This window comes from Lactiplantibacillus argentoratensis, from assembly GCF_037290055.1.
GTDB lineage: Bacteria > Bacillota > Bacilli > Lactobacillales > Lactobacillaceae > Lactiplantibacillus > Lactiplantibacillus plantarum.
This window is the reverse complement of the sequence record NZ_CP147647.1, coordinates 1,005,070-1,031,664: the sequence shown is the minus strand read 5'-3', so window position 1 is coordinate 1,031,664 and position 26,595 is coordinate 1,005,070. Positions and strand designations below refer to the sequence as shown.

21 protein-coding genes are annotated in these 26,595 nt (G+C 47.8%); 8 read left to right on the top strand and 13 right to left on the bottom strand.

Annotated elements, in window-relative coordinates; translation table 11 throughout:
* Positions 1-5 precede the first annotated feature (5 nt).
* From V7R88_RS04785 to V7R88_RS04755, 7 genes are all read right to left on the bottom strand, one after another.
* Positions 6-1,085, bottom strand: coding sequence for an ABC transporter ATP-binding protein (locus tag V7R88_RS04785; protein WP_003643240.1), 1,080 nt, complete (start codon positions 1,083-1,085; stop codon positions 6-8).
* Positions 1,086-1,100: 15 nt separating this feature from the next.
* Complete coding sequence (locus tag V7R88_RS04780) at positions 1,101-2,135, bottom strand: ABC transporter permease (RefSeq protein ID WP_054396061.1); 1,035 nt, start codon at positions 2,133-2,135, stop codon at positions 1,101-1,103.
* Positions 2,136-2,138: 3 nt separating this feature from the next.
* The gene (opp3b, locus tag V7R88_RS04775) at positions 2,139-3,068 is read right to left on the bottom strand and encodes an oligopeptide ABC transporter permease (RefSeq protein ID WP_003644204.1); all 930 of its coding nucleotides are present in this window, start codon (positions 3,066-3,068) and stop codon (positions 2,139-2,141) included.
* Positions 3,069-3,225: 157 nt separating this feature from the next.
* The gene (locus tag V7R88_RS04770) at positions 3,226-4,869 is read right to left on the bottom strand and encodes a peptide ABC transporter substrate-binding protein (protein ID WP_054396063.1); all 1,644 of its coding nucleotides are present in this window, start codon (positions 4,867-4,869) and stop codon (positions 3,226-3,228) included.
* Positions 4,870-5,415: 546 nt separating this feature from the next.
* Complete coding sequence (locus V7R88_RS04765; protein WP_003643236.1) at positions 5,416-5,796, bottom strand: DUF1634 domain-containing protein; 381 nt, start codon at positions 5,794-5,796, stop codon at positions 5,416-5,418.
* Positions 5,796-6,641, bottom strand: coding sequence for a sulfite exporter TauE/SafE family protein (locus tag V7R88_RS04760; protein ID WP_003644203.1), 846 nt, complete (start codon positions 6,639-6,641; stop codon positions 5,796-5,798). The genes V7R88_RS04765 and V7R88_RS04760 overlap by 1 nt, the downstream gene beginning before the upstream one ends.
* Positions 6,642-6,869: 228 nt before the next feature.
* A complete protein-coding gene (locus tag V7R88_RS04755) occupies positions 6,870-7,751 on the bottom strand; it encodes a LysR family transcriptional regulator (RefSeq protein ID WP_085764413.1) in 882 nt (293 codons plus the stop codon).
* A gap of 140 nt (positions 7,752-7,891) precedes the next feature.
* On the opposite strand from V7R88_RS04755, the gene V7R88_RS04750 reads away from it, so the two are divergent.
* Positions 7,892-8,917, top strand: coding sequence for a MucBP domain-containing protein (locus tag V7R88_RS04750; protein ID WP_045353035.1), 1,026 nt, complete (start codon positions 7,892-7,894; stop codon positions 8,915-8,917).
* Between the two features lie 89 nt (positions 8,918-9,006).
* Here the strand turns inward: V7R88_RS04750 and V7R88_RS04745 are convergent, their stop codons facing one another.
* Positions 9,007-10,461 (bottom strand): hypothetical protein, encoded by a 1,455-nt coding sequence (locus tag V7R88_RS04745; RefSeq protein ID WP_152707300.1) that lies wholly within the window; start codon positions 10,459-10,461, stop codon positions 9,007-9,009.
* A 1,221-nt stretch (positions 10,462-11,682) separates the two neighbouring features.
* Positions 11,683-13,260, bottom strand: a complete 1,578-nt coding sequence (locus V7R88_RS04740; protein ID WP_003643227.1) for a peptide chain release factor 3 — start codon at positions 13,258-13,260, stop codon at positions 11,683-11,685.
* A 297-nt stretch (positions 13,261-13,557) separates the two neighbouring features.
* On the opposite strand from V7R88_RS04740, the gene V7R88_RS04735 reads away from it, so the two are divergent.
* From V7R88_RS04735 to V7R88_RS04720, 4 genes are all read left to right on the top strand, one after another.
* Complete coding sequence (locus V7R88_RS04735) at positions 13,558-14,880, top strand: dihydrolipoyl dehydrogenase family protein (RefSeq protein ID WP_226319701.1); 1,323 nt, start codon at positions 13,558-13,560, stop codon at positions 14,878-14,880.
* A 170-nt stretch (positions 14,881-15,050) separates the two neighbouring features.
* Positions 15,051-15,947 (top strand): phosphogluconate dehydrogenase (NAD(+)-dependent, decarboxylating), encoded by an 897-nt coding sequence (gnd, locus tag V7R88_RS04730; RefSeq protein WP_114648371.1) that lies wholly within the window; start codon positions 15,051-15,053, stop codon positions 15,945-15,947.
* Positions 15,948-15,962: 15 nt separating this feature from the next.
* A complete protein-coding gene (locus V7R88_RS04725; protein WP_226319700.1) occupies positions 15,963-17,477 on the top strand; it encodes a gluconokinase in 1,515 nt (504 codons plus the stop codon).
* A gap of 11 nt (positions 17,478-17,488) precedes the next feature.
* A complete protein-coding gene (locus tag V7R88_RS04720; protein ID WP_226319699.1) occupies positions 17,489-18,844 on the top strand; it encodes a gluconate:H+ symporter in 1,356 nt (451 codons plus the stop codon).
* A gap of 287 nt (positions 18,845-19,131) precedes the next feature.
* Here the strand turns inward: V7R88_RS04720 and V7R88_RS04715 are convergent, their stop codons facing one another.
* On the bottom strand, positions 19,132-20,325 hold the full coding sequence (locus V7R88_RS04715; protein ID WP_054396085.1) for an AI-2E family transporter: 1,194 nt from the start codon (positions 20,323-20,325) through the stop codon (positions 19,132-19,134).
* A gap of 163 nt (positions 20,326-20,488) precedes the next feature.
* Here V7R88_RS04715 and V7R88_RS04710 point away from each other — a divergent pair, with 163 nt between their 5' ends.
* Positions 20,489-21,415 carry an L-lactate dehydrogenase gene (locus V7R88_RS04710; RefSeq protein ID WP_054396088.1) on the top strand — a complete coding sequence of 309 codons (927 nt, stop codon included), beginning with the start codon at positions 20,489-20,491 and terminating at the stop codon, positions 21,413-21,415.
* A 222-nt stretch (positions 21,416-21,637) separates the two neighbouring features.
* Positions 21,638-24,001, top strand: a complete 2,364-nt coding sequence (locus V7R88_RS04705) for a serine hydrolase (protein ID WP_338816514.1) — start codon at positions 21,638-21,640, stop codon at positions 23,999-24,001.
* A gap of 106 nt (positions 24,002-24,107) precedes the next feature.
* Here the strand turns inward: V7R88_RS04705 and V7R88_RS04700 are convergent, their stop codons facing one another.
* Both V7R88_RS04700 and V7R88_RS04695 read right to left on the bottom strand, forming a co-directional pair.
* Positions 24,108-24,302 (bottom strand): type II toxin-antitoxin system Phd/YefM family antitoxin, encoded by a 195-nt coding sequence (locus V7R88_RS04700; protein WP_003645953.1) that lies wholly within the window; start codon positions 24,300-24,302, stop codon positions 24,108-24,110.
* A gap of 153 nt (positions 24,303-24,455) precedes the next feature.
* Positions 24,456-24,833, bottom strand: coding sequence for a helix-turn-helix domain-containing protein (locus V7R88_RS04695; RefSeq protein WP_054396095.1), 378 nt, complete (start codon positions 24,831-24,833; stop codon positions 24,456-24,458).
* A 175-nt stretch (positions 24,834-25,008) separates the two neighbouring features.
* Here V7R88_RS04695 and V7R88_RS04690 point away from each other — a divergent pair, with 175 nt between their 5' ends.
* A complete protein-coding gene (locus V7R88_RS04690) occupies positions 25,009-25,740 on the top strand; it encodes a C40 family peptidase (protein WP_060599269.1) in 732 nt (243 codons plus the stop codon).
* A 216-nt stretch (positions 25,741-25,956) separates the two neighbouring features.
* Here the strand turns inward: V7R88_RS04690 and V7R88_RS04685 are convergent, their stop codons facing one another.
* The gene (locus V7R88_RS04685) at positions 25,957-26,505 is read right to left on the bottom strand and encodes a nucleoside tri-diphosphate phosphatase (RefSeq protein WP_003643214.1); all 549 of its coding nucleotides are present in this window, start codon (positions 26,503-26,505) and stop codon (positions 25,957-25,959) included.
* Between the last annotated feature and the right edge of the window lie 90 nt (positions 26,506-26,595).

The window sequence follows — 26,595 nt, the reverse complement described above, 5'->3', positions numbered from 1 at the left end:
TCTACTTACTCCTTTGCTACGGGATTTGAAATTGGTGCTTGCGGTTTTTGCATGGCCGCAAACTTTTGCTGACGCCGAACGATTTCAGCAGGTGGCGTTACCTTTGGGGCATCTGGATGAAGCAACCAGGTTGCCGCGTAATGGGTATCAGAAACCTTAAAGAATGGGGGTTCCTTCTCCGTATCAATCTTCATCGCGTAATCGCTCCGCGCTGCAAAGGCGTCACCAACTGGTGGTTCCAACAAATCTGGTGGGGTCCCTGGAATCGCTGATAATGAGCCACTTTCAGTATCCAAGGTTGGCATCGAATTGAGTAACCCCCAGGTATAAGGATGTTGTGGATTGAAGAAGATCTCATCGACTGTCCCGTATTCCACGATTTTACCGGCATACATCACTGCGACCCGATCAGCCATTCCGGCCACGACACCTAAGTCATGGGTGATAAAGATAATCGACGTATCAATTCGATTTTGTAAATCCTTCATCAAGTCCAGAATCTGGGCTTGAATCGTCACGTCCAAGGCAGTCGTTGGTTCATCAGCAATCAGGACTTCAGGATAGCAGACCAATGCAATCGCAATCACAATCCGTTGCCGCATCCCGCCTGAGAATTGGTATGGATAATCATTGATTCGGCCTTCAGGATTAGTAATCCCAACCAATTTCAACATCTCTAGCGCTTGGGCAATCGCTTCTTTTTTCTTCAAACCCTTATGTTTCATCAAAGGTTCCGCAATCTGCATCCCAATCCGCATTGTTGGGTCCAATGATGTCATTGGATCTTGGAAGATCATGGCAATATCCTTACCACGAATGTGTTGCATGTCTTTTTCGGACTTTTTAATAATATCTTCACCGTGGAACATAATACTCCCACGTTTAATTTCAGCATTAGGTGCTAACAGGCCCATCAGTGAACGTGTCGTCACTGACTTACCAGATCCTGATTCACCAACAATTGCCAAGGTTTCACCCTTACGTAAATCAAAGCTAACGTCACGGATGGCTTTAACTTCGCCCGCATAAGTATGGAAATTGATTTCCAAGTTGCGGACCTCAATCACATTTTCTGGTTTTTCCATAGTGCTGCCGTCCTCCTAACGTTTTGACTTTGGATCAAACGCATCGCGCATCCCGTCACCTAACAAGTTAAAGGCGAGCATCAAGATGATCAGCACGATGGCTGGGTACCACATCTGATATGGCAAGAATTGGAAGTTCTTCTGCCCATCAGAGATCAACGTCCCCAATGAAGCTTGTGGTGAACTGATCCCAATCCCGATATAACTCAAGAACGCTTCGAAGAAGATCGCACTTGGAATCGTGAACATCGTTTGAATAATAATGACACTTGAAAGGTTTGGTAACAAGTGTTTCCAAGCAATCTTGACGGGTGATTCACCCAGTGTCCGCGCAGCCAAAATAAAATCTTGGCTCTTCAATTGCAAGGTCTGTGCCCGAGTCAGCCGGGCCATCGTTGTCCAACCAGTGATCGCGATGGCCGCAATGATTGAGGCCATCCCAGTCTTCGTGAAGGCCGTGGCCATCAACACCATGATAACCAATTGTGGGATGGACGAGAGGATTTCAATCACACGTTGCATGAATAAATCGACGCGCCCACCTTTCCAACCGGAGAGTATCCCGAATCCGACCCCAATCGTCAGGTCAATCAAAGTAGCAATCAACGCAATTTCAAGTGAGATCCGGGTCCCATACATAATCCGCGCCAGTAAGTCCCGGCCCAGATAATCAGTCCCGAGAAGATAATGTACGTCAGACTTTGCACCGGCCGCCGCATACGCATCAACGTCCTTACCAGATTGAGTCAAGTGACCATTCAAGCCATGGATACTAACACCCGGAATCTTCGGAGGGAGGTTCGCATACCGTGGCGACTGTGCATTAGGATCAACATGGTAGACTGCCCGTCCACCAAATGCCACTAAGAATAAGAATACTAACACGATAAAGCTGATAAAAGCGGTCTTGTTAGACTTCAATCGCCGCCAGACATCTTGGCCGAACGTTAAGGAAGGTGCTGCGATCCGTTCATTATCAGGACCCGCTTGTTTATCTAACGGCTCGAAGTCGCCGGGCTTAATATCGATACTACTTGGATTTTCTGCCATTAACTAGTCCCCATTTCCATTTAAACGAATCCGCGGATCAATAATTCCGTAGACAATATCGGTCAACAATAATAGTAAACAAAGGAGTGCTGAATAGAAAATCGTCACACCCATGATGGTTGGGTAGTCGTTAACCAGAATTGATTTAACGAATTGTTCCCCAATCCCAGGTACTGAGAAGATATTTTCAACAACCATTGAACCCGTCATCAAGGCGGCGGCCAATGGTCCAATCAGCGTAACCATTGGAATCAAACTGTTCCGCAACGCATGGTGATACACGATACCAAACTTCGACAACCCTTTGGCTTTAGCTAGCTCAATATAATCCGAACTCAGCACGTCCACCATGTCGGTTCGGATAAACCGAGCCGTTTCGGCCAGCGGACTGGCGGCCAAAGCTAACGTTGGTAAGATCGTGTAAGCGAAGCCTTCCCAGCCAGCAACTGGGAACCAACCAGCCTTTAAGCCGAGGTAGTATTGTAACAGGATGGCTAACACGAAACTTGGAACTGCGATCCCTAAGATCGATAAGATGGTTGCTAAACGGTCGGCCCAAGTATCCTTCTTGATGGCACCAACGGCCCCTAGGATAATCCCAAAGACGATTCCGACGACCATCGCTTGGCCACCTAACTGCATTGATGGTCCCATCCGGCTACCAATCAGGTAACTGACGGCTTGATCAGAGAACTGGAAGGATAGCCCTAAGCTCCCCTTGAAGATCCCGCCAATGTAAATGAAGTATTGCAACCAAACGGGTTTGTCCAACCCGTATTGGGCCAAGATCGACGCCTTTTCGCTAGGGGTCAATTTAGCTTCATTTTGCAGCGGTGTTCCGGGCATTAACTTCATTAAGAAGAACGTGGCGGTCGCCACAATGAATAATGTCAGGAACAAGTAAAATATCCGCTTTAAAAGATACTTTCTCATGAGAATTCCTCGCATTCTATTAAAATCAACTTAAAAAATAATGACATCCCTCATTATAAAACAAAATGGTAAGGATTAACAATGTGTCAATCCTTACCCCTTTGCTTCACATTCATTCAGTTAAAGCACACACACTTTTTTCTGTGGATTTACATCATTATTTTACGGACATGTACTTGAAGTTGTAGTTTGAGCCCGCAGTGTTGTAGATGATGCCCTTCAGATTGCTCCGAGTCAACGTTGCTGAGGCTTGTTGATAGATTGGGATGACCCCTTGATCATTCATCAATTGCTTTTCAGCAGCGACCATGTCAGCCCAACGTGCAGTCTTGTTATTGGCATCGGCACCTTCCGCCTTCTTCACAGCATCGTCGTATGCGGCACTGTCATACTTCCCATTGTTGTATGAGTTGTCGGACGTGAAGAGTGACAAGAAGGAGATTGGGTCAGTAAAGTCAGCATTCCAGGCAGAGATAACTGTATCGAAGTTCCCGTTTTGTGACCGTTGAAGACGGGTCTTGAATGGGACGTTCTGGTTAGTAACGGTCAGACCAGGTAATTTCTCCCAAGCACCTTGAATAAATTCAGTAGACTTCTTACCACCATCAGTATCGTCAGAAAGAAGCTTGATGTTCAGCTTAGTTTCACCAATTTCTGTCATTCCTTCTTTCCACAACTTCTTAGCTTTCGTTAAGTTGTAGTCAACTGCAGAAGGAACGGCAGCGTCAGTCGTAAAGTCCTTACCAGTTGTCGGGTTTTTAGCTAAGTCTTCAGAAACGTAACCTTTAGAAACGGTCGAACCGTTACCTAACGTATTATTAACGTAGGACTTCCGGTTAATTGCTAGTGACAAAGCCTGACGAATCTTCTTGTTCTGGAAAGCTTTGGCTAAAGTCTTATCGCTATCCTTACGATTAAATTCAACGTAGAAAGTTGAAGCCGTCTTCCGAACTAAGTAGTTCTTATCATTCTTATAATTCTTAACTTGTTCGTTGGAAAGTGTCGTAAAGTCGAGCTTATTGGAATTAAATAAGTTCAGACCAGTTGAAGCATCCTTAACAACTTGGTACTTGATGCTGTCCATCTTAACAGCTTTCTTATCCCAATAATCGTTATTCTTCTTCAAGGTCCATGACAAGTTTGTCCCAGTCCAACCAGTCATCTTGTAAGGACCGTTATAAACCATGGCCTTACTGCTCGTCCCATACTTAGAACCGTACTTCTTAACCACTTTTTCATTTTGTGGGAAGAAGTTGACAAAGCCCATCAGCTTGTCAAAGTAAGCAATTGGCTTATCCAAAGTGACCGTCAACTTGTAATCGCCATCAGCCTTGATCCCTAAACTAGAAACGGGCTTCTTGCCATTGACGATAGCGTCAGCGTTCTTAATCCCTGAATATAAGTATGCGTATTGTGACGCAGTCTTTGGATTAACGGTCCGTTGCCAACCATAAACAAAGTCTTTGGCAGTAACTTTATCCCCGTTACTCCATTTTGCGTTCTTCCGTAAAGTGAACGTATATGTCTTCCCACCATTAGTAACCTTAGTGGATTTCGCAATTCCGGGTGTGACCTTCCCGTTCTTACCGAGACGGTATAACCCTTCATTGGTGTTATTCAACGCATTAGAACTAACCACGTCGGTGGACTTAGAAATGTCCATCGTTGGTAATTCGGCTGATTCGGTCCAATTGGCCGTTTGCTTAGAACTTGAAGAACTCTTGCTTGAGCCACAAGCAGCTAAGAATAGTACGGATGCGCCGGCAACGACGGTTACTTTTGCAGCTGTTTTGAAATTCATATAACCCAACCCCTAACTTTAAAATAGTTTGTGTGTGCTTTTCCCTCGAAAAGTTAAAGTAATTGTATATTATAAATAAATTAAAATCAATCCTAAACTCTAATTTTTATCATTATTTCGTCATAATCGTCTTAATCATTTCATTTTGCGATTATTATCCATACTGATAAACATGCCTGAAATTACTGATATATCAGCAATTATATTCTCACACCAGTGTTCAATTATCAAGTGAACACAATCGGCAATTTTTCTTAATAAATAATTCAAATAACGATAAAAATGACGATATTAGGTCTTTTTTACGTTAGTCAAAACAGCTAAAAGTGCACAAATAAAAAAGAATGCTGATTTTTTATCAGCATTCTCTTATTATTAAACAATATTGGTTAGTTAAATACTCGTACATCGGCATAAAACACACCAGCCCGTGAATTTATACCAGCTTAGATTCTTTCCACATTAACCTCGAAACAAGCTGGTAGCCATTTTAGATGTGCGCCCATTTTAATCACGACTCAACCTGATTAATCAGCTCCGTCTAGCCTAGTTACCGAGATACCCAATCACCGAAGCAACAATCAAGATGATGAGAACAATCGTCGTAATCCAAACATATAAGTGGTCTTTTTCCACTGCAAAGGCGTAGATAGAGACCGCAACCCGCAAAGTTGGCGTTAAAATCAATAGAAATAAGCCTAACATAATCACGGCATATGGTTTAAGTGCCACAATGCCGGCTAGAATATCAGCGACCGTATGGGGTTCCATACCATTTGCATAACCACCATTGCCCTGAATCAACATCAGAAGCATCCCAATAATAATCACGATTGCAGAAACAATGACGCCAATTCGTAGAATATACCCAATCATCATTTCAACAGCGTGCATCTCTTGCGCTTTAGTTGTTTTTTGCTTATCCATTAGATGGTCACCCCGAATCCTTTAGCAATCATTTGAATTCCCAGATAGAGCATCACGGGCACAAAGATCATGCGAATCAAGCGTGGCTTGAGCCGCGTCATGATTCGTGAGCCGATTAAGGCACCGACGATAATCCCGATAGCTAATGGAGCCGCGATTCCGGGTTTGATTGACCCATTAAAGAAGTAGACCATCGCACTCGCTGCCGCCGTCACCCCCATCATCAGGTTAGAAGTTGCTGATGACGGTTTAAGCGGCATATGCATAATCGTATCCATGGCTAGCACTTTGAACGCGCCACTCCCGATCCCCAACAAGCCACTGGCGAAACCAGCACCGAACATCATGGAAAAACCACCCGGTACGTTTTCAACCTGATAATCAACTTGCTTATTCAATGCTTTATCATAATAAGTACCATTTAAGTTCAACTGTGTCGCCAGCTTGTCATCTTTGACTGACGGTAATTCACCGTTCTTACTCATTAATTTACGAATCATATTATACGTCGTGAAAACTAACAGCGCCCCAAATAGGAAGTACAGGAATGTTGCATTAAGTACCCCCGTCAACACTGCCCCGAGGACGGCCCCGACCGTCGTCGCAATTTCAAGAAACATCGCGACGCGTAAGTTCAACATCTCATCACGTAAATATGCAATGGTAGAGCCCGAACTCGTGGCAATCACGGCGATAATACTGGCCCCAATCGCATACTTAATATCTAATCCCAAACCAAGTGTCAGGATCGGTGTGACGATCATGCCACCACCGATACCTAAAATAGCACCGAAAATTCCGGCAATTACCCCAACGCCGAGCATTAGCCCTAACGAATAAATCATTTCCTTCACCTTCACCCTTTAAATTTCAATTGTTAGTGTACCATTTAAACCGATTGATATCTAATTATTAAATGAAGGTTAGCGTATCCCCAGTACGACAGTCATTAGGCTTATTTTGCGTCTGAAAACACCACTGCAATTTCTAGCTAGTGTAATCGGTAACAACCCGATTAAATCAGCAATTCACCCTTAACCGCGATTAAATTTTTAGATATCAAACTGATTAAACTAGTCTAGCGACTGCGCTTGCTGGAATTGTGCCATCAAGCCGGCAACTAATGGGGTCGCTAAGGCTTCCGGGGTCGTTGCTAGGGCCAGTTGAGTCTGAAAACGATGATCCGCCAATGATCGAATCAGCACGTCACCGCCGTCATAGGTTTCAGCCAATGATCGTGGCACCAGGGCCACTCCCAATTGGTGATTAGCCCAGTGCATCGCCGTGCGGGCATCATCACAAGTCATGATGTAAGTCGGCGTAACCGCTGCCTCCAAAAAAGCAACGTGGAATAATTCATTAAAGCGGCGATACTTGATCAATGGTAACGTAGCGAGGTCACTTAGTCGCAACTGGCGCCGCTTTTCAAACTGTGAATATCGCTTTGGAATGACTGCTGCCATCCGTTCCGCGGGAAAGTAACGACAAACTAGATGTTGCGCGTTGAACGGTGTCCGTAACACCGCCACGTCTAGCAACCGTTTATGTAGATCGTCTAACAATTCATACGTATTGCCTTCCGTAATCGCGAGTTGAACATCAGGATGTTGCCCTAGCCACTTTAGTAATGCCGTATTCGGCATGACCCCCGCCGAGGATGAAACCGTCCCCAGATTAATGGTTCCCGTCACACCATGTGCTAGAGCCCGGACCTTGTTCTCCGCAGTCGCCGACAACTGCGTGAGCTGTTGGGCATACCCCACCAGTAGCTTGCCAGCTTCAGTAACAGTCACACCCTGAGGCAAGCGATTGAAGAGGGTGACGCCTAGTTCAAGTTCTAATTGCTTAATCTGATAGCTCAGTGGTGGCTGCGCCACGTGCAAGCGTTTGGCGGCCGCTGTCATCTGACCTTCCTCTGCCACGGCCAAAAAATATTGTAATTGTTTTAGATTCATCCGTTAACGCCCCCTGTTATTAAATATTAGTATACACGACTGACAAAGCGGGAATTTTACAATTTATTTAAGACGTGCCAGAACCCTTGTGAATGCGTTATACTAGTGATAATTAATTTATTAATGAAAGGAGTGGTCACGTGTCGTTTCTTGACCGACTTAAAGGAATGCTTCAGGCACTAAACAGCACGGAAGCCGCCACAAGCGCTACTGAGGCACCACGTTCCATTGCCGCACAAACTGCCGCAGCACCTACAGTTAACCAAACAGAAGCATTAGTTCTCGTTCACCACCTAGATCAGGATGGCAATGAACTGCAGGCTGCTGATATGATTGCTGGCACCATTGGCGAAGAGATTCACTTGCCAGCCGTCAGCATCACCGGTTATCACCTCGTCCACATTGAAGGCTTGACTCGCTGGTTTACGACCCCACAGGCTAGCATCACGTTGACTTACGAACGCCAAGCTGGCCAACCAGTCTGGATGTACGCCTATGACATTGACCGCCGCGAACTAATTGGCCGGCCGACCATGTACCGGGGGAAATTAGGAACCCCTTACGAAGTCAGTGCGCCGACCGTCGCCGGTTTTAAGCTCCTCCGTTCCGTAGGCGACGTGACTGGTGAATACACGACCACTTCCAAGACGGTCCTTTTTTTCTACCGTAATCAAAATTGGCAGCAAACTGACCTCAGTACTGGTTTTGTCCAAATCAACAAGTTGACCGCCGTTTATCCGTATCCCGGGGCAACTACGACCAACTATTTAACCAAGCTCCAGCCTGGTAGCACTTATAAAACGTATATGCGCGTTCGCTTAGTCACCCACGAGACCTGGTATGCGATTGGCGATGATCAGTGGATTCCGGAGACGCACCTCCAATTGACTACCGGTGACACACTGTTACTCAAGTTGCCAGCCGGCTACCGCGTCCAAAATAAACGGCCTGTTCGCCAAACCGGCGTCGTCAGTTTTGTCCCTGGCAAACAGGTCCACACATACATCGAACCATATGGCCGCTATTTGACCACCGTCACTCATGGTGACACGGTCAATTTGATTGAGCGAATGGCCGACGATAACGGGGTCGTCTGGTATCGCCTGCAAGATCAAGGCTACTTGCCGGGCCGTTATTTAACGAAATTAGATCCACCGTTTGCTTAAACAAGACTTTTGTTCAGTTAACGCGAACCATGCTAAAATGCGCCACTCGCTAGCTTCAATCTAATCTAGCGAGTGGTGCATTTTAATATCTACTTATCAACAATTATGCGCATCAACTCGATGCCCCGATTCGTCAGCAAGAAACCTTCCTGGCTGTGGTGCATGAAGACTAACCCTTCAAACTCGCGATCACCAGCAAAGTTAGCCTCACCGACCTGACTAGTCGTCAAGTGTCCCAGTTTAGCCACTGGAAGTGACGTAATACTCTCATCGGAGACCAGGTAGAGCCGACCAGTAACCTCGTTATATCCAATCGATTGGGCGAAGAAACCCGGATTATTAGCTAACCCCTGCGCGAGTTGTTCAAAATGTACACCAGTCGTCGAACTGATTGTGCCACGATAAAGCGTGACATTGCCATTTCTGAGCTGACTCGCATGCGTCCAATAATAGGCCTGCCCAGCGCGATCAAAAGTCAGTTCATCACCTAGACGCCCGCTACCAGTAGTAAAGGCAATTTTAAGATCCGGCGTCAAGGATTGTGGGTTTAGTCGCGCAACACTTGCAAGCTGATCACGTGCCGTCGATGAAATAAACCACAGCTCGTTCGTCTTAGGATTTAAAGCTAGTGACTGAACGTGTCCCGCCGTAAACTCTGGGCCCACTTCAATGGCGGCCAGCACCCGCCGGTCAAAAGCCGTCAGCGTTCCATCGAACTGGTGAGCTGCTGCCACGCGGACCATCGCCATCTTCCCCGACTGCCCAGCACCTAGGGCCATTAGGCGTTGCCAATCATAGCGAACGACCCAGCCCGTTTGGTCGGCACCACCTGGCTGTTGATCATTGACATACATGACGTACAAGTACCGATTGTCCGCCGAAAATGTCGCACTCTGTGGGTCATTCAACAAGCGCCCCCCTAACTGTTGCGGCAAATACAGTGCCGTTTTGAAATGATAATGGTCGTAATAGCCGCTACTCTGGCGCAACGTGTCTGGCTGATTTTGTAACCCCTGAGTCGCCAGATACGCCGCGGTAGGACGAAACAAAATATGCGCAGTGGTGTAACGTCCCGCTCCTTTTAAGGGCAAATAACTCAGCTTATTGGCCGCGCGCGTCACTGCATTCGCTTGTTGATACATCTTTACCACGCGCATCGGCTGTCGCGTCGGTGCCTTAATATCAGTGACCTTAGTCCCGTTAACCCGCACCGCGTCCGCCAGCACCCAGCTCACTCGACCGCCAGTCCCATGTCGCACTTGCCAATAAGTCACTAACCGCTTGTTTTGTGTCACCATCACCTGTCCGACCCGTTGCCAGTGACTTGTCGTTTGGGCCTGCCCCGACGGCGTTAACTGCATCGTTGCACGATTTAATTGATATAAGCGCGTTTGTTTCGATTCAAGCTCACAATTCCGGGGCGCTAAGCTTTGCACCACTGGCCAGCGAACCAAGTTCGTCGCCGCGTGCACCGTCACCGGTCCCCACAACCCCATTCCTAACATCAATCCTAACAGCCAGCGTCCCCTCGTCTTCACGCTCATCGCCCCCCTACAATCTAAATTGCAGATTGATTGTATCGTAATTCTCCCACCTTAGCAGTACTGCAACGTTGGTTTACATGGTGAATTTACATGGACCAATCAGCATGTCAGAAGAACCGCTCATCTCACTTCTATCCGGTGCCACTCACAAAAAATGATGACACCGCCAAATCAACTTGGCAGTCTCATCATTTTATGAACTATTCACATATTTGTTTGTGCTTTTGCTTGAGACACGTTGTAATTTTTCTATCCGTTAAATCAAGAGCAGCCAGCTTAGGCCCGCTGGAAACAGTTCGGGTTAGCGTAAACTTTTTTGGTAGGTGCGTCCTACACCGACCTCCAGGCATTTCTGCCAATTGCTGGAACGCGGTGGACACAGATTTAAGCCGAAGACCACGTCTTAAATACTGGTCTTCCACGCCTTAATGCCATATTGACGAAACGTGTTCGGGTCAGACTGAGACTTCCGGTTAGCTACGCTATGACGCCAAGCGGAAGTGCACCGCTTAACGCCATAGCTAGGCTAATCCTCAGTCTCACCCCGTCTGAACCTCACACTCTTGCAGCACTGGGCATTGGTAGAAACGCCTTCCAGTCGGGATGGTATTCGAATGGCGGACGGAGATGTACCCAACTTTTGATGAATTGGTCGTTGCTTTTCATAATCGGTAATTTTGTCAATCAACTGTTAGGTCGAAGAAGATATTGTGATAGCTCACTATTTCGGAATCACCATAGTAATAATCGAACGCCTCGACAAAGTGGTTTGGGGAACCCTAACGTCTCGTTTAAAGTTCAAGTATCAAAATAGCCAACGACAAATTGTACCAAGTTAAGTGGTCGTTCATCAGCCATTCGAGCGGCTTACCGAAACGTGCTCGGTGCCACTGAAGCCTGTGCTTGCTACGCCAACGGACGAATGCCAAGACCGCATTAATCCGTTGGCTAGGCAATGCTCAGCTTCAACCCGTGGCCCCTCACACTCTAGAGACCGGAGGGGCTGGGTGACAATGCTCAGTAGCCAAATTATTCTTAGCTGGAAGTGATTTTCTTCCGGCTTAGAATAAGACTCGTATTTGAGATGACGCGGGTTGTGCGTTAGCTCAAATCGACGTCGGCTGCGTTCCAGCAATTGTCACCCAGCCCCGGAGGTCGGAATAGGACGAACATTGGCTGACGAACAGTAATCTAACTAAAGTGTAACCAAAAATATAAATTCTAGAGCTTCGAGGTCAGCTTGACATCCGGATACTTATCCGCAAACCAGCGTTCGGCAAAGGCATTTTCGAATAAGAAGAGCGGTGCCCCGTAACGGTCCTTGACCAATAGATTCCGCGAACTAGACATCTTTTCATCCAATTGTTCGGGATCGATCCAGCGGGCAGTCTTGCTACCCATTGGTTCCATGACAACTTCCGAATTATATTCATTTTGCATCCGGAATTTGAAGACTTCAAATTGAAGTTGACCGACTGCACCGAGAATATAGTCACCCGTTGAATATGAAGTGTACAACTGAACGGCCCCTTCTTGAACCAGTTGTTCAATACCTTTATGGAAAGACTTTTGTTTCATGACGTTCTTGGCTGTAACGCGCATGAAGAGCTCCGGCGTAAATTGCGGTAACTTTTCGAATTGAACCGCATTTTTGCCAGCATAAATCGTATCTCCAATTTGGAAGTTACCTGTGTCGTAGAGGCCGACGATATCGCCAGCAACGGCAGTTTCCACCGTTTCACGGGTATCGGCCATGAATTGCGTGGAGTTGTTCAAGCGCATCTTCTTGCCAGTCCGTTGTAAAACGACGTCCATCCCCCGGTCAAATTCGCCAGAACAAATGCGGACAAAAGCGATCCGGTCACGATGGTTCGGGTTCATGTTGGCTTGGATCTTGAACACAAAACCGGCAAATTCATCGTCGGTTGGCTGAACGACTTGGTCATCACGAGTCTTATGAGCAGCGGGTTTAGGCGCATACTGCAGATACGTCTTCAAGAACGTTTCGACCCCGAAATTGGTGAGGGCAGACCCAAAAAATACTGGCGTCATGTCTCCCGCCATTACTTTAGCTTCGTCAAAATCATTACCAGCTTCGTTGATCAATTCGACTTCATCCAACGTGTCACGATAAATACTGTCCTTGGTCAATTCATTACTAGGATCAAGCTCACCGTTCTCATCTAGTGGTAAGAACGTTTCGCCATGCGCTTCATTATGATAAAGTTCCACACGGTGATTGTAACGATCGTATAAGCCCTTTAAGCCCTTACCCATACCCATTGGCCAGTTCATTGGATAAGTTTCGATTCCGAGGACTTCTTCGACTTCGTTCAACAAGTCCAATGGTTCGCGACCATCACGGTCCAACTTGTTCATGAACGTAAAGATCGGAATGCCCCGCATCTTACAAATTTGGAATAACTTCTTCGTTTGTGGTTCGATTCCCTTAGCCGAGTCAATGACCATGACAGCGGAATCGACCGCCATCAAAGTCCGATAAGTGTCTTCCGAGAAATCCTCATGTCCGGGCGTGTCCAAGATGTTGATCCGTTTGCCATCGTAATCGAATTGCATCACGGAACTCGTTACTGAGATTCCCCGCTTCTTTTCAATTTCCATCCAGTCAGACTTGGCAAAGTTCCCACTTTTACGGGCTTTAACCGTTCCGGCCTGACGAACAACGCCACCAAACAATAACATTTGTTCCGTAATGGTGGTTTTCCCGGCATCCGGGTGAGAAATAATCGCAAAGGTACGCCGGGTATTGACCGCGGCGGTTAATTCTGTCTTATTCATTAAAAATTCCTTTCATCATAACCTGTATATTCAACGTGCACGGTGGTACCGTCCCACCGTAAAAAAACATAGCCTTACATATTTTACTGATATTTGACCAAAAAATCCAGTACCACCGACTATCTTGCACCGATTCGGTGGGAATTCACTTAACAAAGTCATGACAGACCAGTTGCAATCGATTTCAGGGCCATGCTTTTAAATTAAGACCGCGTTTTATTTGGCATGTTAAATTAAGTTGTGTACAATGTATTTGTTTTTAAATAACTGTGATTTGGGAACGAGGAGGATTTTAATATGTCAGAAAAATTTGACGTTATATATCTAGGTAGCGGTCACGGAACGTTTGACGGGGCCATTCCGTTAGCGGCTCGTGGCAAAAAAGTCGCCGTCATTGAAGCTGATCTGGTTGGTGGTACCTGTCCTAATCGGGGTTGCAACGCTAAAATCACCTTAGACCAGCCGGTAGCATTAAAAAATCAAGTTGCTAACTTCCAAGGATACGGTCTACGTGGTGAACCGACGATTGATTGGCAAGCCAACTTCGACCACGAACGCGACGTCATCGCCGGCTTACCAGATATGATTGCTGGCTTAATGACTAGTGCCGGCGTGACCCTCATCAATGGCCGCGGAACGTTCGTCGACGACCATACGATTCAGGTGGCGGACAAGACGTACACCGCCGATAAAATTGTCATCGCAACCGGTCAGCATCCACATCGTTTGGACATTCCTGGCACCGAACTCGCCCATGACAGTAACGACTTTTTGAACCTGACCACGCTGCCACACCACATCACCGTGATTGGGGCCGGCTACATCGGACTCGAATTCGCCAACATGGCACTGACAGCCGGCAGTCAGGTCACCCTGCTCATGCGTGGTGACCAAGCGCTTCGTCAATTCCACCAACCATTCGTTGAACGATTATTGGCCATCCTCGTGGAACAAGGTTTAGTCCTCAAACGTGAATGGGTGCCAACTGCGATCAAGTCAACTGGTGACCGCTTCGAAGTCTTCAGCGCAGATGACAAGATTACAACGGACTGGATCTTAGATGCGACGGGCCGCCAGCCAAACACCGCCAACTTAGGACTTAAAAAAATCGGTGTGGACTACACAGCAGCGGGAATCACCGTCGATGACCACTTGCAAACGAGTGTCGCTGGCATCTACGCATCCGGTGACGTTCTCGCCAAGGATCAACCAAAATTAACACCCACTGCTATCTTTGAGTCGCAATACCTGACCCACCTATTCATGGGTGACACCAATGCCCCCATCAAGTATCCGGCCATTCCATCGGTCGTCTTCACGTCCCCACGATTGGCCCAAGTTGGTACTCTTCCAACTGGTGACGCCCACGATGCCAAAGTTACCGTCAGTGATCTTAAAGATGACTGGTTCCGGCAGACAACGCGCGATGTCACTGGCCATAACTTACTCGTGACCGATGACCAGCAACGGTTGATTGGTGCCGCTGAACTCGGTGAACAGGCCGAAAATACCATTAACACGTTGCTACCAGCGATCCAATATCAATTGACCCCGGCGCAACGTGAACAACTCGTGACCCTCTTCCCAAGTATCGGCGCAGCCGTTTGGTCAGCAATTTAACAAATTTTTTCTTGGCAATCAGGCCTGTAAAACCGGGCTTGGTTGCCATTATTTTCAACTTGGTGAAAATAATTTACAAATATACGGTTGATTTATGTAAATAGTTTTATTACAATGTAAGCGAATACAAAAAGTACTTAATAATTTTCATATAAAAGAGGGGTTTCATCATGAAATTAGGATTGATTGGCTTAGGTAAAATGGGTATGAACTTAGCGTTGAACATGCAAGACAACGGGCACACGCCGGTGGGGACGGATCTCAACCCCACCAATCTCAGCACCGCCAGTGCCAACGGGTTGGCGACGGCCCCGGATCTCACCAATTTGATTGAGCAGTTACCAACCCCACGGATCGTGTGGATCATGGTACCCGCTGGTCAGGCGACCAACAGCGTTATCGAACAGTTAGCCCAGACTTTAAGTGCGGGTGACATCGTCCTCGATGGCGGTAATTCGCACTATCAAGATAGTATCCGCCACGGCGAATTACTGGCAAGTCACCACATCAACTTCTTAGATGTCGGAACGTCGGGCGGTCAAGCTGGTGCACGCCACGACGGCAATTTTATGATTGGTGGCGACCCCGCCACTTTCCAAGTCGTCGAACCACTATTTAAAGCGATTGCCGCTCCCGATGGGTATTTGTACACCGGCCCTGTTGGCAGTGGTCATTACCTGAAGATGGTCCACAACGGAATTGAGTATGGTATGATGGCAGCAATAGGTGAAGGCTTTGACGTTTTACAGCATAGTCAGTTCACTTACGACAACGCGGCCGTCGCCAAAATGTGGAATAACGGCTCAGTCATTCGAAGCTGGTTAATGGGCTTAGCTCAAGATGCATTCAGCAAGGATGGTAATCTGGACGACATCAAGGGTGTGATGCATTCATCCGGTGAAGGTCGCTGGACCTTAGATACGGCCCTCGACCAACAAGTCGCCACCCCGGTCATTGCGATGGCCTTGATGATGCGCTACCGTTCAGAAACCGATGACACATTCACTGGTAAAGTTGTTGCCGCCCTGCGTAACGAGTTTGGTGGCCACGCTGTCGATCACGAATAGGAGGAACGAAGCACCATGACTTACCTTATTGGAACTGATTTAGGAACGACAAGTACCAAATCCGTCTTGTACGACCACCAGGGTCACGTAATTGCAAGTGCCAACGTTGGCTACCCACTCTATCACGATATCGTGACCACGGCTGAAGAGGACCCCGAAGAAATCTGGCAAGCAGTCCAAGCGACCATCCATCAAGTGAGTGCCGGTATTGATCCCGAAGACATCGAAGGAATCGCCTTTTCATCCGCCATGCACAGCTTGATCTTACTTGACAGTCAGAAACAACCGCTGACCCGGGTCATCACTTGGGCAGATAACCGGGCCGCACAAGATGCCGCTGAATTGAAAAGTCAACCCCTGGGCGATCGCCTATATCACCTCACGGGAACGCCGACTCACCCGATGAGTCCCCTGGTTAAGCTTCACTGGCTTGCCCATCATTCACCGGACTTACTAGCACAAACCTGTCACGTGGTCGGAATTAAAGAATACTTGATTTACAAAATGACGGGCCAACTTCAAATGGACTATTCAATGGCCAACGCCACTGGCTTATTCAATCTTTACAATTTTGATTGGGAACCAGTCGCGCTCGACTATGCACACATCACCCGCACGCAGCTACCACCATTGGTCGATACCGACGCCGTGATTGACGGCCTGACAACGGCCGCAGCCAACGACCTTGGCCTCCTGCCGACCACGAAAATTATCATGGGTGCCAGCGACGGGGCCCTCTCCAACTTGGGCGTGGGAGCTGATGAACCAGGAGTCGCGGTCATTACCATCGGTACTTCCGGTGCCGTACGGGTGATGACCAAACAACCCTACTTGGATCCTGAAGGCCGACTATTTTGTTACTACGTTGCGCCGCATCACTGGATCGTTGGTGGGCCAATCAATAACGGTGGTCAAGTCTTCCGGTGGGTCCGTGATGAGCTCTTCGCGACTGAGAGTCAAACCGCTCGCGCGAATCAACAAGATCCATACGACCAATTGACAGCGCTTGCCGCAACCGTTCCCGTCGGCGCCCACGGACTCTTATTTCACCCCTACTTAAGTGGTGAACGCGCGCCGCTCTGGAACGCGGATGCCCGCGGTTCACTGCTGGGCGTCACCACGACCACGACCAAGGCTGATATTGCGCGTGCGGTCTTGGAAGGTATCGTGATGAACCTGAACACCGTCCTACAATTGACGGCGGCCGCCGAACCAGTTCATGCGATTCGGGCCACTGGCGGCTTTGCCCGTTCAAGTTTATGGCGGCAAATTTTGACCGACGTCTTGGGCCAACCCATTACGATTCCAGCAAGCTTCGAAAGTTCCTGTCTAGCAGCGGCCGTTATCGGTCTCAAGGCACTGGGACATATTGATGACTTAACCGCGATTCACGCCATGATTGGTGCGACTGAGACGTATCAACCCAACGCCGCCAACCATCAGTTATATCATCAGCACCAAGTCGTCTTTGACCACGTAACGGCGCAATTGGCCCCGTTATATCACGAAATCGCTACTCTAAATCGTTAGGAGTGTCCACTATGCCATTTGTTGTTCTTACACTCGGCATCCTACTACTGTTATTATTAATTATTAAATTCAAGCTGAATACCTACATTGCGCTGATCGTTACGGCCGTCGTTGTCGGAATCGGACTCGGAATGCCATTAACTAAGATTGCCACTAGTATTCAAAACGGGATTGGTGGGCAACTTGGTGAGTTAGCACTAGTCTTCGGCTTCGGTGCCATGCTCGGCCGCTTAGTAGCCGATGCTGGTGGTGCTTACACGATTTCCACGACACTATTGGATATTTTTGGACGCAAACGACTCCAAATTGCCATTGTCGTCGCCTCATTTATCATCGGGATTGCCCTCTTCTTCGAAGTCGGGATCGTCTTGTTGATTCCAATCGTCTTTGCCATTGCGATCGAAGCACAAGTTCCCGTTCTCTATCTCGGGATTCCCATGGGTGCCGCCTTGTCCGTCACCCACGGATTCTTACCACCGCATCCGGCACCAACGGCAATTGCGACGACGCTAAATGCAAACGTCGGCCACGTGTTGCTATTCGGCATCATTATTGCGATACCGACTGTTTATATTGCGGGGCCACTCTTTTCACGTTGGGCGCAAAAGATGGTTCCAGACGCCTTCACCGGTAAACCACACCTACCGCTTAGCAGTAACAAACGTCAATTCAAAGTATCTGAAGCGCCCGGGTTTGGGCTCAGTGTCCTAACCGCGCTCTTCCCCGTAATTCTGATGACAATCACCACCGTCTACGAATTGGTCGTTGACCACGGGGTGACACCGAAAAACCCGTCGACCCTTGACCAAATCATTCGTTTGATTGGGGCACCCGGAATCGCCATGTTAATCTCACTATTATTCGATCTCTGGTCAATGGGGATTCACCAACACAAGACCAATAAGGCCATCACGGCCACCATCGAAGATGCCACTAAGTCAATTGCCATGTTATTACTAATCATCGGTGGGGGTGGCGCCTTCAAACAGATCTTAATTGATGGGGGTGTTGGTAAGGCCGTGGCCCAGTTGTTCAGTGGCAGCAGCATCTCACCACTGATTCTTGGCTGGCTAGTCGCTGTCATCTTGCGGGTCTCACTCGGCTCCGCTACAGTAGCAGCCCTCACGGCAGCCGGCCTAGTTGCACCGTTAATGACGCAAGCTGGGATCGACCCTGCCCTGATGGTAATTGCCATCGGCTCCGGAAGTGTCGCCGCTTCTCACGTGAACGATGCTGGTTTCTGGATGTTCCGGGAATACTTCGACCTAACCGTCAAGCAAACGTTGCTTACATGGACAATGTTAGAAACGATCATCGCTGTCTGTGGTCTCGGAGGCGTGTTGGCGCTCAACGCCATCTTCCATTAAACTTCTCGAACTAGCTGAATAGTTACAGTAACTTGTATATCTAATCCAGTTACCAAGCCACTGAAATTTCACTCGATCAACAACCGTTAAACAAAACACCGTCGTTACGCATAACTTCATGCTGCGTAACGACGGTGTTTCTATCTTTAATAATATCCGCTAATTTGCCAAATACACGCTTAACGACCAAATATGACCTTGGTGCAACGGCTTGACGCCCCCATTACCTGTTCAAACACGGCGATTGGCGAGCGCGTTCGGGTTCAATCCGGGTATTAAAGTAAAGCCTACTTTTTTGATTTAGCATTCGTCGTCAAGTCTACTTTAGTCGCCTTAGCAGGTTGCGGCTGGTAGACCGTCGTTTGCTTGCGTAAGTGCTCCTCATTTCGTAACTCGACAATATTATAGAGGTAAATCACCACGGTCCGGACCACGGCATAAAACGGAATCGCTAAAATCATGCCAAGGATCCCAGCAATGTTGCCGGCTGCCAGTAATAAAATAATGATCGTTAACGGGTGAATCTTGAGTGTCCGACCAATAATGTTCGGATAGATTAAGTTCCCATCAACCTGTTGAACAATCACGACCACGATAATCACGTACACCACCTGCATCGGTGACTTGGTGAAAGCCACGATGAGCGATGGTGCGATTCCAATGTAAGGCCCCACGTACGGAATAATGTTCGTCAACCCGGCAATCACACCAAGCAACAAGCCATATGGCTGCGAGATCAACATGTAGCCGATTGCCGTAAACGTCCCCACGAATAGACACTCGATAACCTGACCACTAATATAGCTGGAAATCGTGTCGCCCATCTTCTGAAGTAAGCCGATGACTTCTGGGCGCTGTTTCTTCGGTAAGAACCGACTGATGGCTGGAATGAACTTCTCACTATCCTTCAGCATATAGAACAACACGACCGGAATCGTGATTGCCATGATGGTCACACTCGTAATCGTCGAGATCACCGTGACGACACTACTTGATAATGATGACAAAAAGTTCTGCGAATACTTGCTGATTTCGCCATTAAACTGCTTGGTATACGAGCTGATGTCGATCTTTTTCAGTACCGAACTATTATTGATCAGCTTAGTAGCAGCTTTTTGCATCTCTGTCGCAATAGTTGGCAAATTGTAGATCAGTTGTGTTACCTGACTGACTAACCGCGGCAACAGGGAAACGGCTCCCCACACCAGTAATCCGAATAATAGCACAAATACGATGGCCACGGCGCCAGTTCGTGAAATCCGAAACTTCTTGTAATGAACCTTCGTCAATAACTTGACCAAGGGGTTTAACATATAAAATAAAAATCCTGAAATTAAAATTGGCATGAACACGACACTTAAAAACGTGCCGATGGGCTGAAACAAAAAGCCGATGTTCGTGCAGACCCAGATCAAGGTCGCCACAATTAAAATCTCAAGTGACCAATATAACAAGGCCGAATCTTTTAGGCGCTTAAACACTCGCGCTCCTCCCTTTCTTGGTGCAACTAGTAATGCGTTAATTATACCCTATTTCACTTAGCCCGAATACGATTTCGATATTTCTCACAAAATCTATTTAAAATCAATGAGAATCATGGTAATTTAATTAATGAACGATAAACTTTTAAAGGAGCGCTATCTTATGTCACGTAAAATTGCCATCATCGGAATGGGCCACGTTGGTTCAACCGCTGCACACTACATCGTCGCCAACGGCTTTGCTGACGACCTGGTTCTCATTGATACGAATAATAGCAAGGTCGAAGCGGACGCGCTTGATTTTCAAGACGCCATGCCGAACTTACCCTTCCACACAAATATCATTGTCAATGACTACAGTAGTCTCATTGATGCTGATGTGATTATCTCAGCTATCGGGAATATTAAGTTACAAGATTCACCAACTAACGACCGCTTCCTCGAATTGCCGTTTACCAGCACGCAAGTCAAGGATGTCGCTGCTAAGATCAAGGCTAGTGGGTTCAATGGGATCCTCGTTGTCATCACCAACCCTGTGGACGTCATCACCTCAATCTATCAGGCCGTTACTGGCTTACCAAAGAATCACGTGATTGGGACGGGAACGTTGCTGGACTCCGCACGGATGAAGCGGGCCGTCGCCAGTGCCCTCAACCTGGACTCACGGTCCGTGGCCGGCTACAACCTGGGTGAACACGGCAATTCTCAATTTACGGCTTGGTCAACAGTCCGAGTGTTAGGCCAACCAATTACCAAATTAGCCGCCGACCGCGGTTTAGATCTGGCTAAACTAGACGCTGAATCACGCGATGGCGGCTTCCGGGTCTTCCACGGTAAAAAGTATACGAGTTACGGTGTTGCAACGGCCGCGGTGCGCTTAGCCAACACGGTCTTGAATGACGCGCTCACCGAACTCCCCGTTTCCAACTTTCGCGAAGAATACGGCGTGTACCTCTCATATCCAGCCGTCGTTGGTCGTGACGGGATCGTCGAACAGGTTCAATTGGATCTCACGGACGAAGAATTGAAGAAATTACAGGTTTCAGCAGACTACATCAAGACCAAGTACGCTGAAAGTCAAACCGACTAATCAGCACGCCAAAGTCAACGAACTAACAATCATCATGCTAACCGGTTAACACGTATCCAACGTGTTAGCCGGTTTTTATTCGTCCACTCTGTCAAACAACGTTAACTTAAAAAACACCGTATCTTGTCAAAACACGTTAGGAAGTTTAACGCCGATTCGAAAAGCCGTGCAATTGTCTGGCCACCGTTTTATATTAATGAGCAGCTAAAAGGGGGAATTACTTTGACGTTCAAACAACGCTTGTCCGCAACCACCATGCTGACCTTGATCAGCCTCAGCAGCCTGACACTTGTTCAACCAGCCACTGCCGCAACTAAACCAACTGATTCTCGTCTGCGTACCAGCCACGGGATCACGATTTATCCACAACTCCCAACCAATCGGCGCCAACTTCGACGCGGTCACTTCACCCGCCAACCCATGACCACTGCTTTCAAAATCACTCAGCAGCACCGCGGTCTTGGTGGCACTTACTTTCACATCATCAGCAACCGTTTTAATGGTTGGGTTGCTGCACGCACCATGATACCGCTCGCTAAGCATCCGACAGGACAACGCTTTAAAACGCCCGCCATCCGCGCTGCAAGATTGAGCACCCACACCACGACACCGCCAATGATAACTAACCGGCAGCTGCAGCTGATCATGACGCATCAATTAAGCACGCATCAAATGAATCAACTTCATCTACGCGTGAACAAACCTGTCCGGACAACGCGTGGGCAATACATCCAAATCGTCGGACCACGAGGCTGGCATGTCTGGGTTCCAATCGGCAATAAGCCACTGCGACTCACATTGGCCACACCTCGCCAAAATAAACATTTGACTACCCCCACCCGAGCAGTCACGCCCATCCATGCTCAGGCTGGCCTGACAACACCCAAGTCTGGCCCGGCAACTACGGGACAACCTCAGAATCTTAACAACACCGTTAAATTCCGGCACGCCGAGAACAACGCGACACCAGCGCTCCCCAACAGCTCAGTCGGACAACTACAACATGTGAATGCATCAACACCGGCTACCCCACCGAACCAGAAATCCACTTCACCGACCCAGGGACCCCACTTTATAGGAACATCAGTCAAGTCATCAGCCCAGTTCAACGATCAGCAAACCGTTCAACGACCAGCGATAGCCGCACCACACGCGCCGGTTCAGTTCCATTCCAGTGTTGCCACGGCACCAACCCATCAAGCGCCAGTCAGTTCGGGAGCTACCACGGCGGATGTCGCTTCCACAGCCACCACAACTCAACCGGTAACCTCAGCTGGGACGGTGATTAGGCATCAGCAGGCGCACCCCGACCAGATTGCAACCGCGACACGACCAGCAAGTCAGCCTAGTTGTCCCGTCAACCCGGTCAGTCAGGTGCCAATTAGGGCCAATGCAAACAGCGCGTCGTCACTGGTTAGTCAGGCTACTTCCGCACAAACTGACCACAAAACTGCGACATCCGCGGCCATACCACAAGCGGTTACCACGCCATCGAAGACGCCGGCCTCAACTGGAACGTCCAGCGCTAGTCAGGTTGCTGCCGCACGACCGGCCGACCACACCACGATGTCAGCGGCCGCTCCGACGTCAGTCAATGCCGCCCCGGTCACGAAATACACGGCCCAACAGGCATTACAAACCATCAACCAGCTCATGACCACTAACCATTTCATGGGGACCTTGCTCCTGACGAATAATGGACCAGCAGGAGTCAAAACTTTGACCTTTGGCTCGGCTAATTTGCAACAACACCTTGCCAATACTGTTGACGAAGCGTACCCGCTTGCCTCGCTGGAAAAATCAGTGACTGGTGCAGTTATTCAGCACCTGATCAATGCCGGGAAATTGACAATGAACACAACTTTGGCTCACTTTTACCCGCAAGTCCCCTATGCGCAGTCCATTACGATTCGCCAATTACTCGACCACACCTCAGGAATTCAGATGGGCGAACCCGTCCCAGACCAGGCTTTGACTACTGATCAACAGGCCGTCGACTTCACCCTGCAACACTTGACGTCTACCAACCAGCACCAGTGGTCGTATTCCAACGCCAACTTCACCCTCTTAGCTGGTATCGTTGACCAGTTAACGGGCCAATCATTCAGTGCTAACCTCGAGGCTGATATTTTGCGGCCACTCAACATGCAACACACGTTCGTCTATAACCAAGTGCCAGCCAACGCCGTTCATCCGCTCCCCTACACCTTCAGTAAAGGAACCGCAACTCTTCGGTCAATCTCGACCAACTTACTATCCAGCGAACTCGGTTGTGGTAACCTTTACGCCAGTGTCGGCGACTTCTACACCTTCATTCATCATCTCGTCGATGGGCAACTACTCACACCAGCGGGATTCCAAGAACTGGCCGCTAACTTACACCCCACCTACTCAGGCGGAATCTACTACCGTGATGATGGGACGATTCGCATTGGTGGTGCCGACAACAGTCTCTATAGTCTCTACATCGGCTCCAATGACAGCAAGGTCGCCATGGTTTTCTTTGCTAACCAGGCAAAATGGTCGACCATGAACACAGTCGGCGTCCAAATTGAACAAATCTTAGCACAATCCGCACGCTTATAGGACGACAGCTTGCAAAAAGACACCACCGGCAATCATCTGTCGGTGGTGTCTTTAACTTATCGGACTAAATGAACCTTGACTGGCACAATTAGTTCGTTATTATTATTTAACTGAATTCCATATCATGATGATTCGTTTTGGCTAATTGACTGACAATCTGCAACCAGTCCTTCATACTAACCATTACCGCTGAATCTTGGGTGCTGGGATTTTCCACCTCAATGGTATCGTGGCCTTGATTAACAATCGTTAACAACTGGTTGATATTCTTTTTTGCTAATGCGGTAGTAACTTTTTTCATACGCCCATCTCCCAATCCGTTCCATAATTGTTGCCATTGTGCACCATTCATTCAAACCCGTCAAGCGCTGCTAGCAATTATTCAAGTAACTGAGCAATATTTTACACTAAGCAGGTCCTAGTTGCACCTAAAAGAACCGAGTTTTACATAAAATTAAAGTCGCGGGGTCTTAAACATCGATTTCAAGACGTTTCTGATAATTTTCATTTGCTCATTAGTAATCGGTTGGCCGTCATATTCAAACTGGTTTTTCTTGTTTTCAATCACTTTTTTTAGGTCGACAGCTGCAGCATTGCTAGACTTGGCGGTCGGTTCTTTATCCTTACCAACTAATTTGGTATAACTCGTACCGAGTACCTGGGCAACTTCTTTCAACGTCCCGACAGACGGCGTGTGCTTCTTCCAACTATAGATGGCACTCGCACTCAATCCCGCTAAGGTCGCCACTTCCGCTAAGGTCAGTCCATTCTTCTTGGCAAACTGCCGAATATTCTTAAGTAATTCACCATTATCAATCTTCAAAAAAGCCAAGTTCATCACTCCTATCGCTCAAGATCTAATCAGTTATTGTTAATCCACTCAAGCTGTCGATATTACTTAATCGAACCGCAACCCATTTGCAACAACTTTGTTACAATCAGCGTTTATGATAGGGTCAGCGTTAATGAATGAGATGGACACGGGGATTTTCGGGGAGGAAATACATATGAAACAACGGCTTATCGCACTGATTGTTGCTATTCTAGGCCTCGCGGTGGGGCTTTGGCAAGCACCAAACGTCGACGCCAGCTCAACTAATCGCGTCATTAGAACCACTCATCTAACCAGGACTGCTTACTTGACGAAAAATATGCAGGGCGGCTTCTATAACATGAGCGGTGCCACTACTAATCTTAAAATCAAGTATCGCGGAACGCTTCGGCAATATGGCAATACCACTTGGTTTGTCAGCCAACAACGGCAAGTCCGCTTAGCCAACAATACCACGGCCAATTATTATTTTATAACCAGTGCCAATAACCGTGTCCGTGGCTGGGTCAAGACCGGCTCCCTTAAGAAGAGCACCAGATCTTTCACCAACCTCTATAACGTGGCCAAATCCAAACTCGGTCACCGCTATGTCTATGGTGCGGTCGGTCCGAACACGTTCGACTGTTCCGGTTACACCAAGTACGTCTTCCAGCAAGCCGCGCAGAAGTCCCTGCCCCGTGTGGCCCAAGCCCAGTACCGACAATATCCAAAGATTTCCAAACAACGCGCCCAAAAAGGTGACTTAGTCTTCTTTGGCAGTGGCACGGGCTCGATTTCACACGTTGGCATTTACGTTGGCGGTGGCAAGATGATCGACGCCCAAGACAACGGTGTTAAGAATGAAAAAGTCTACGTTCCATGGTGGCACGCGGTCGGCTATTCGCGACCAGTCAACTTTGGCGCTTAGATAAATCGTGATTTTCAATTTTCAAACGACTCGCAAGCCCGTCTTGTGGGTCGTTTTTTATTGTCCTAATTATCGTGACCCGTGTCAACCATGACGGTCGGTTATCACGTTGAATGAGCCAACTCCACATGACGGCGAAGATACAAAAGGGAGCACCCCAGCACGGAGTCGCTCCCTTTGTACTTTAATTACGCCGCTGACAGACCGTCAGCAGAGCTATTGCCGACGTGATAATTCTTGATAGCGACTATACCAGATATCGATGTAGTCTTGTGAAAACGGGCCTTTTTTGTTTTTGATCCAATCAACTAAGACTTTCACATTTGCTTTTAAAATGCGATCAGTATCAGCCGAATAACGCCATTGGGCACCGTGTTCTTCGTACTCATCAACATCCAACAACCGCCGTTCACCATCGGGAAAGACTTTGACATCCAGATCATAGTCGATGTACTTCAAAGCCTCTTTATCTAACACGTATGGTGATGCTAAGTTGCAATAGTATGAAACGCCGTTATCGCGAATCATCGCCACGATATTAAACCAATAATGCTTATGAAAATAAACGATTGCAGGTTCCCGCGTCACCCACCGGCGACCATCATCCTCGGTAACTAGTGTGTGATCGTTACAACCAATTAGTACGTTCTCGCTTGTTTTGAGTACCATTGTATCGCGCCAAGTTCGATGTAAACTTCCGTCGTGCTTATAGCTTTTGATCGTAATGAAGTCGCCTTCCTTAGGTCCTTTAGCCTCGCGCGCCATATTAACCCAACTTTCTAAACTGAGGGTAAATTTTCATCGAATTTCATTAAACATTATACCAGATTTTTATGGCGTGCGGGCAGGTAATTC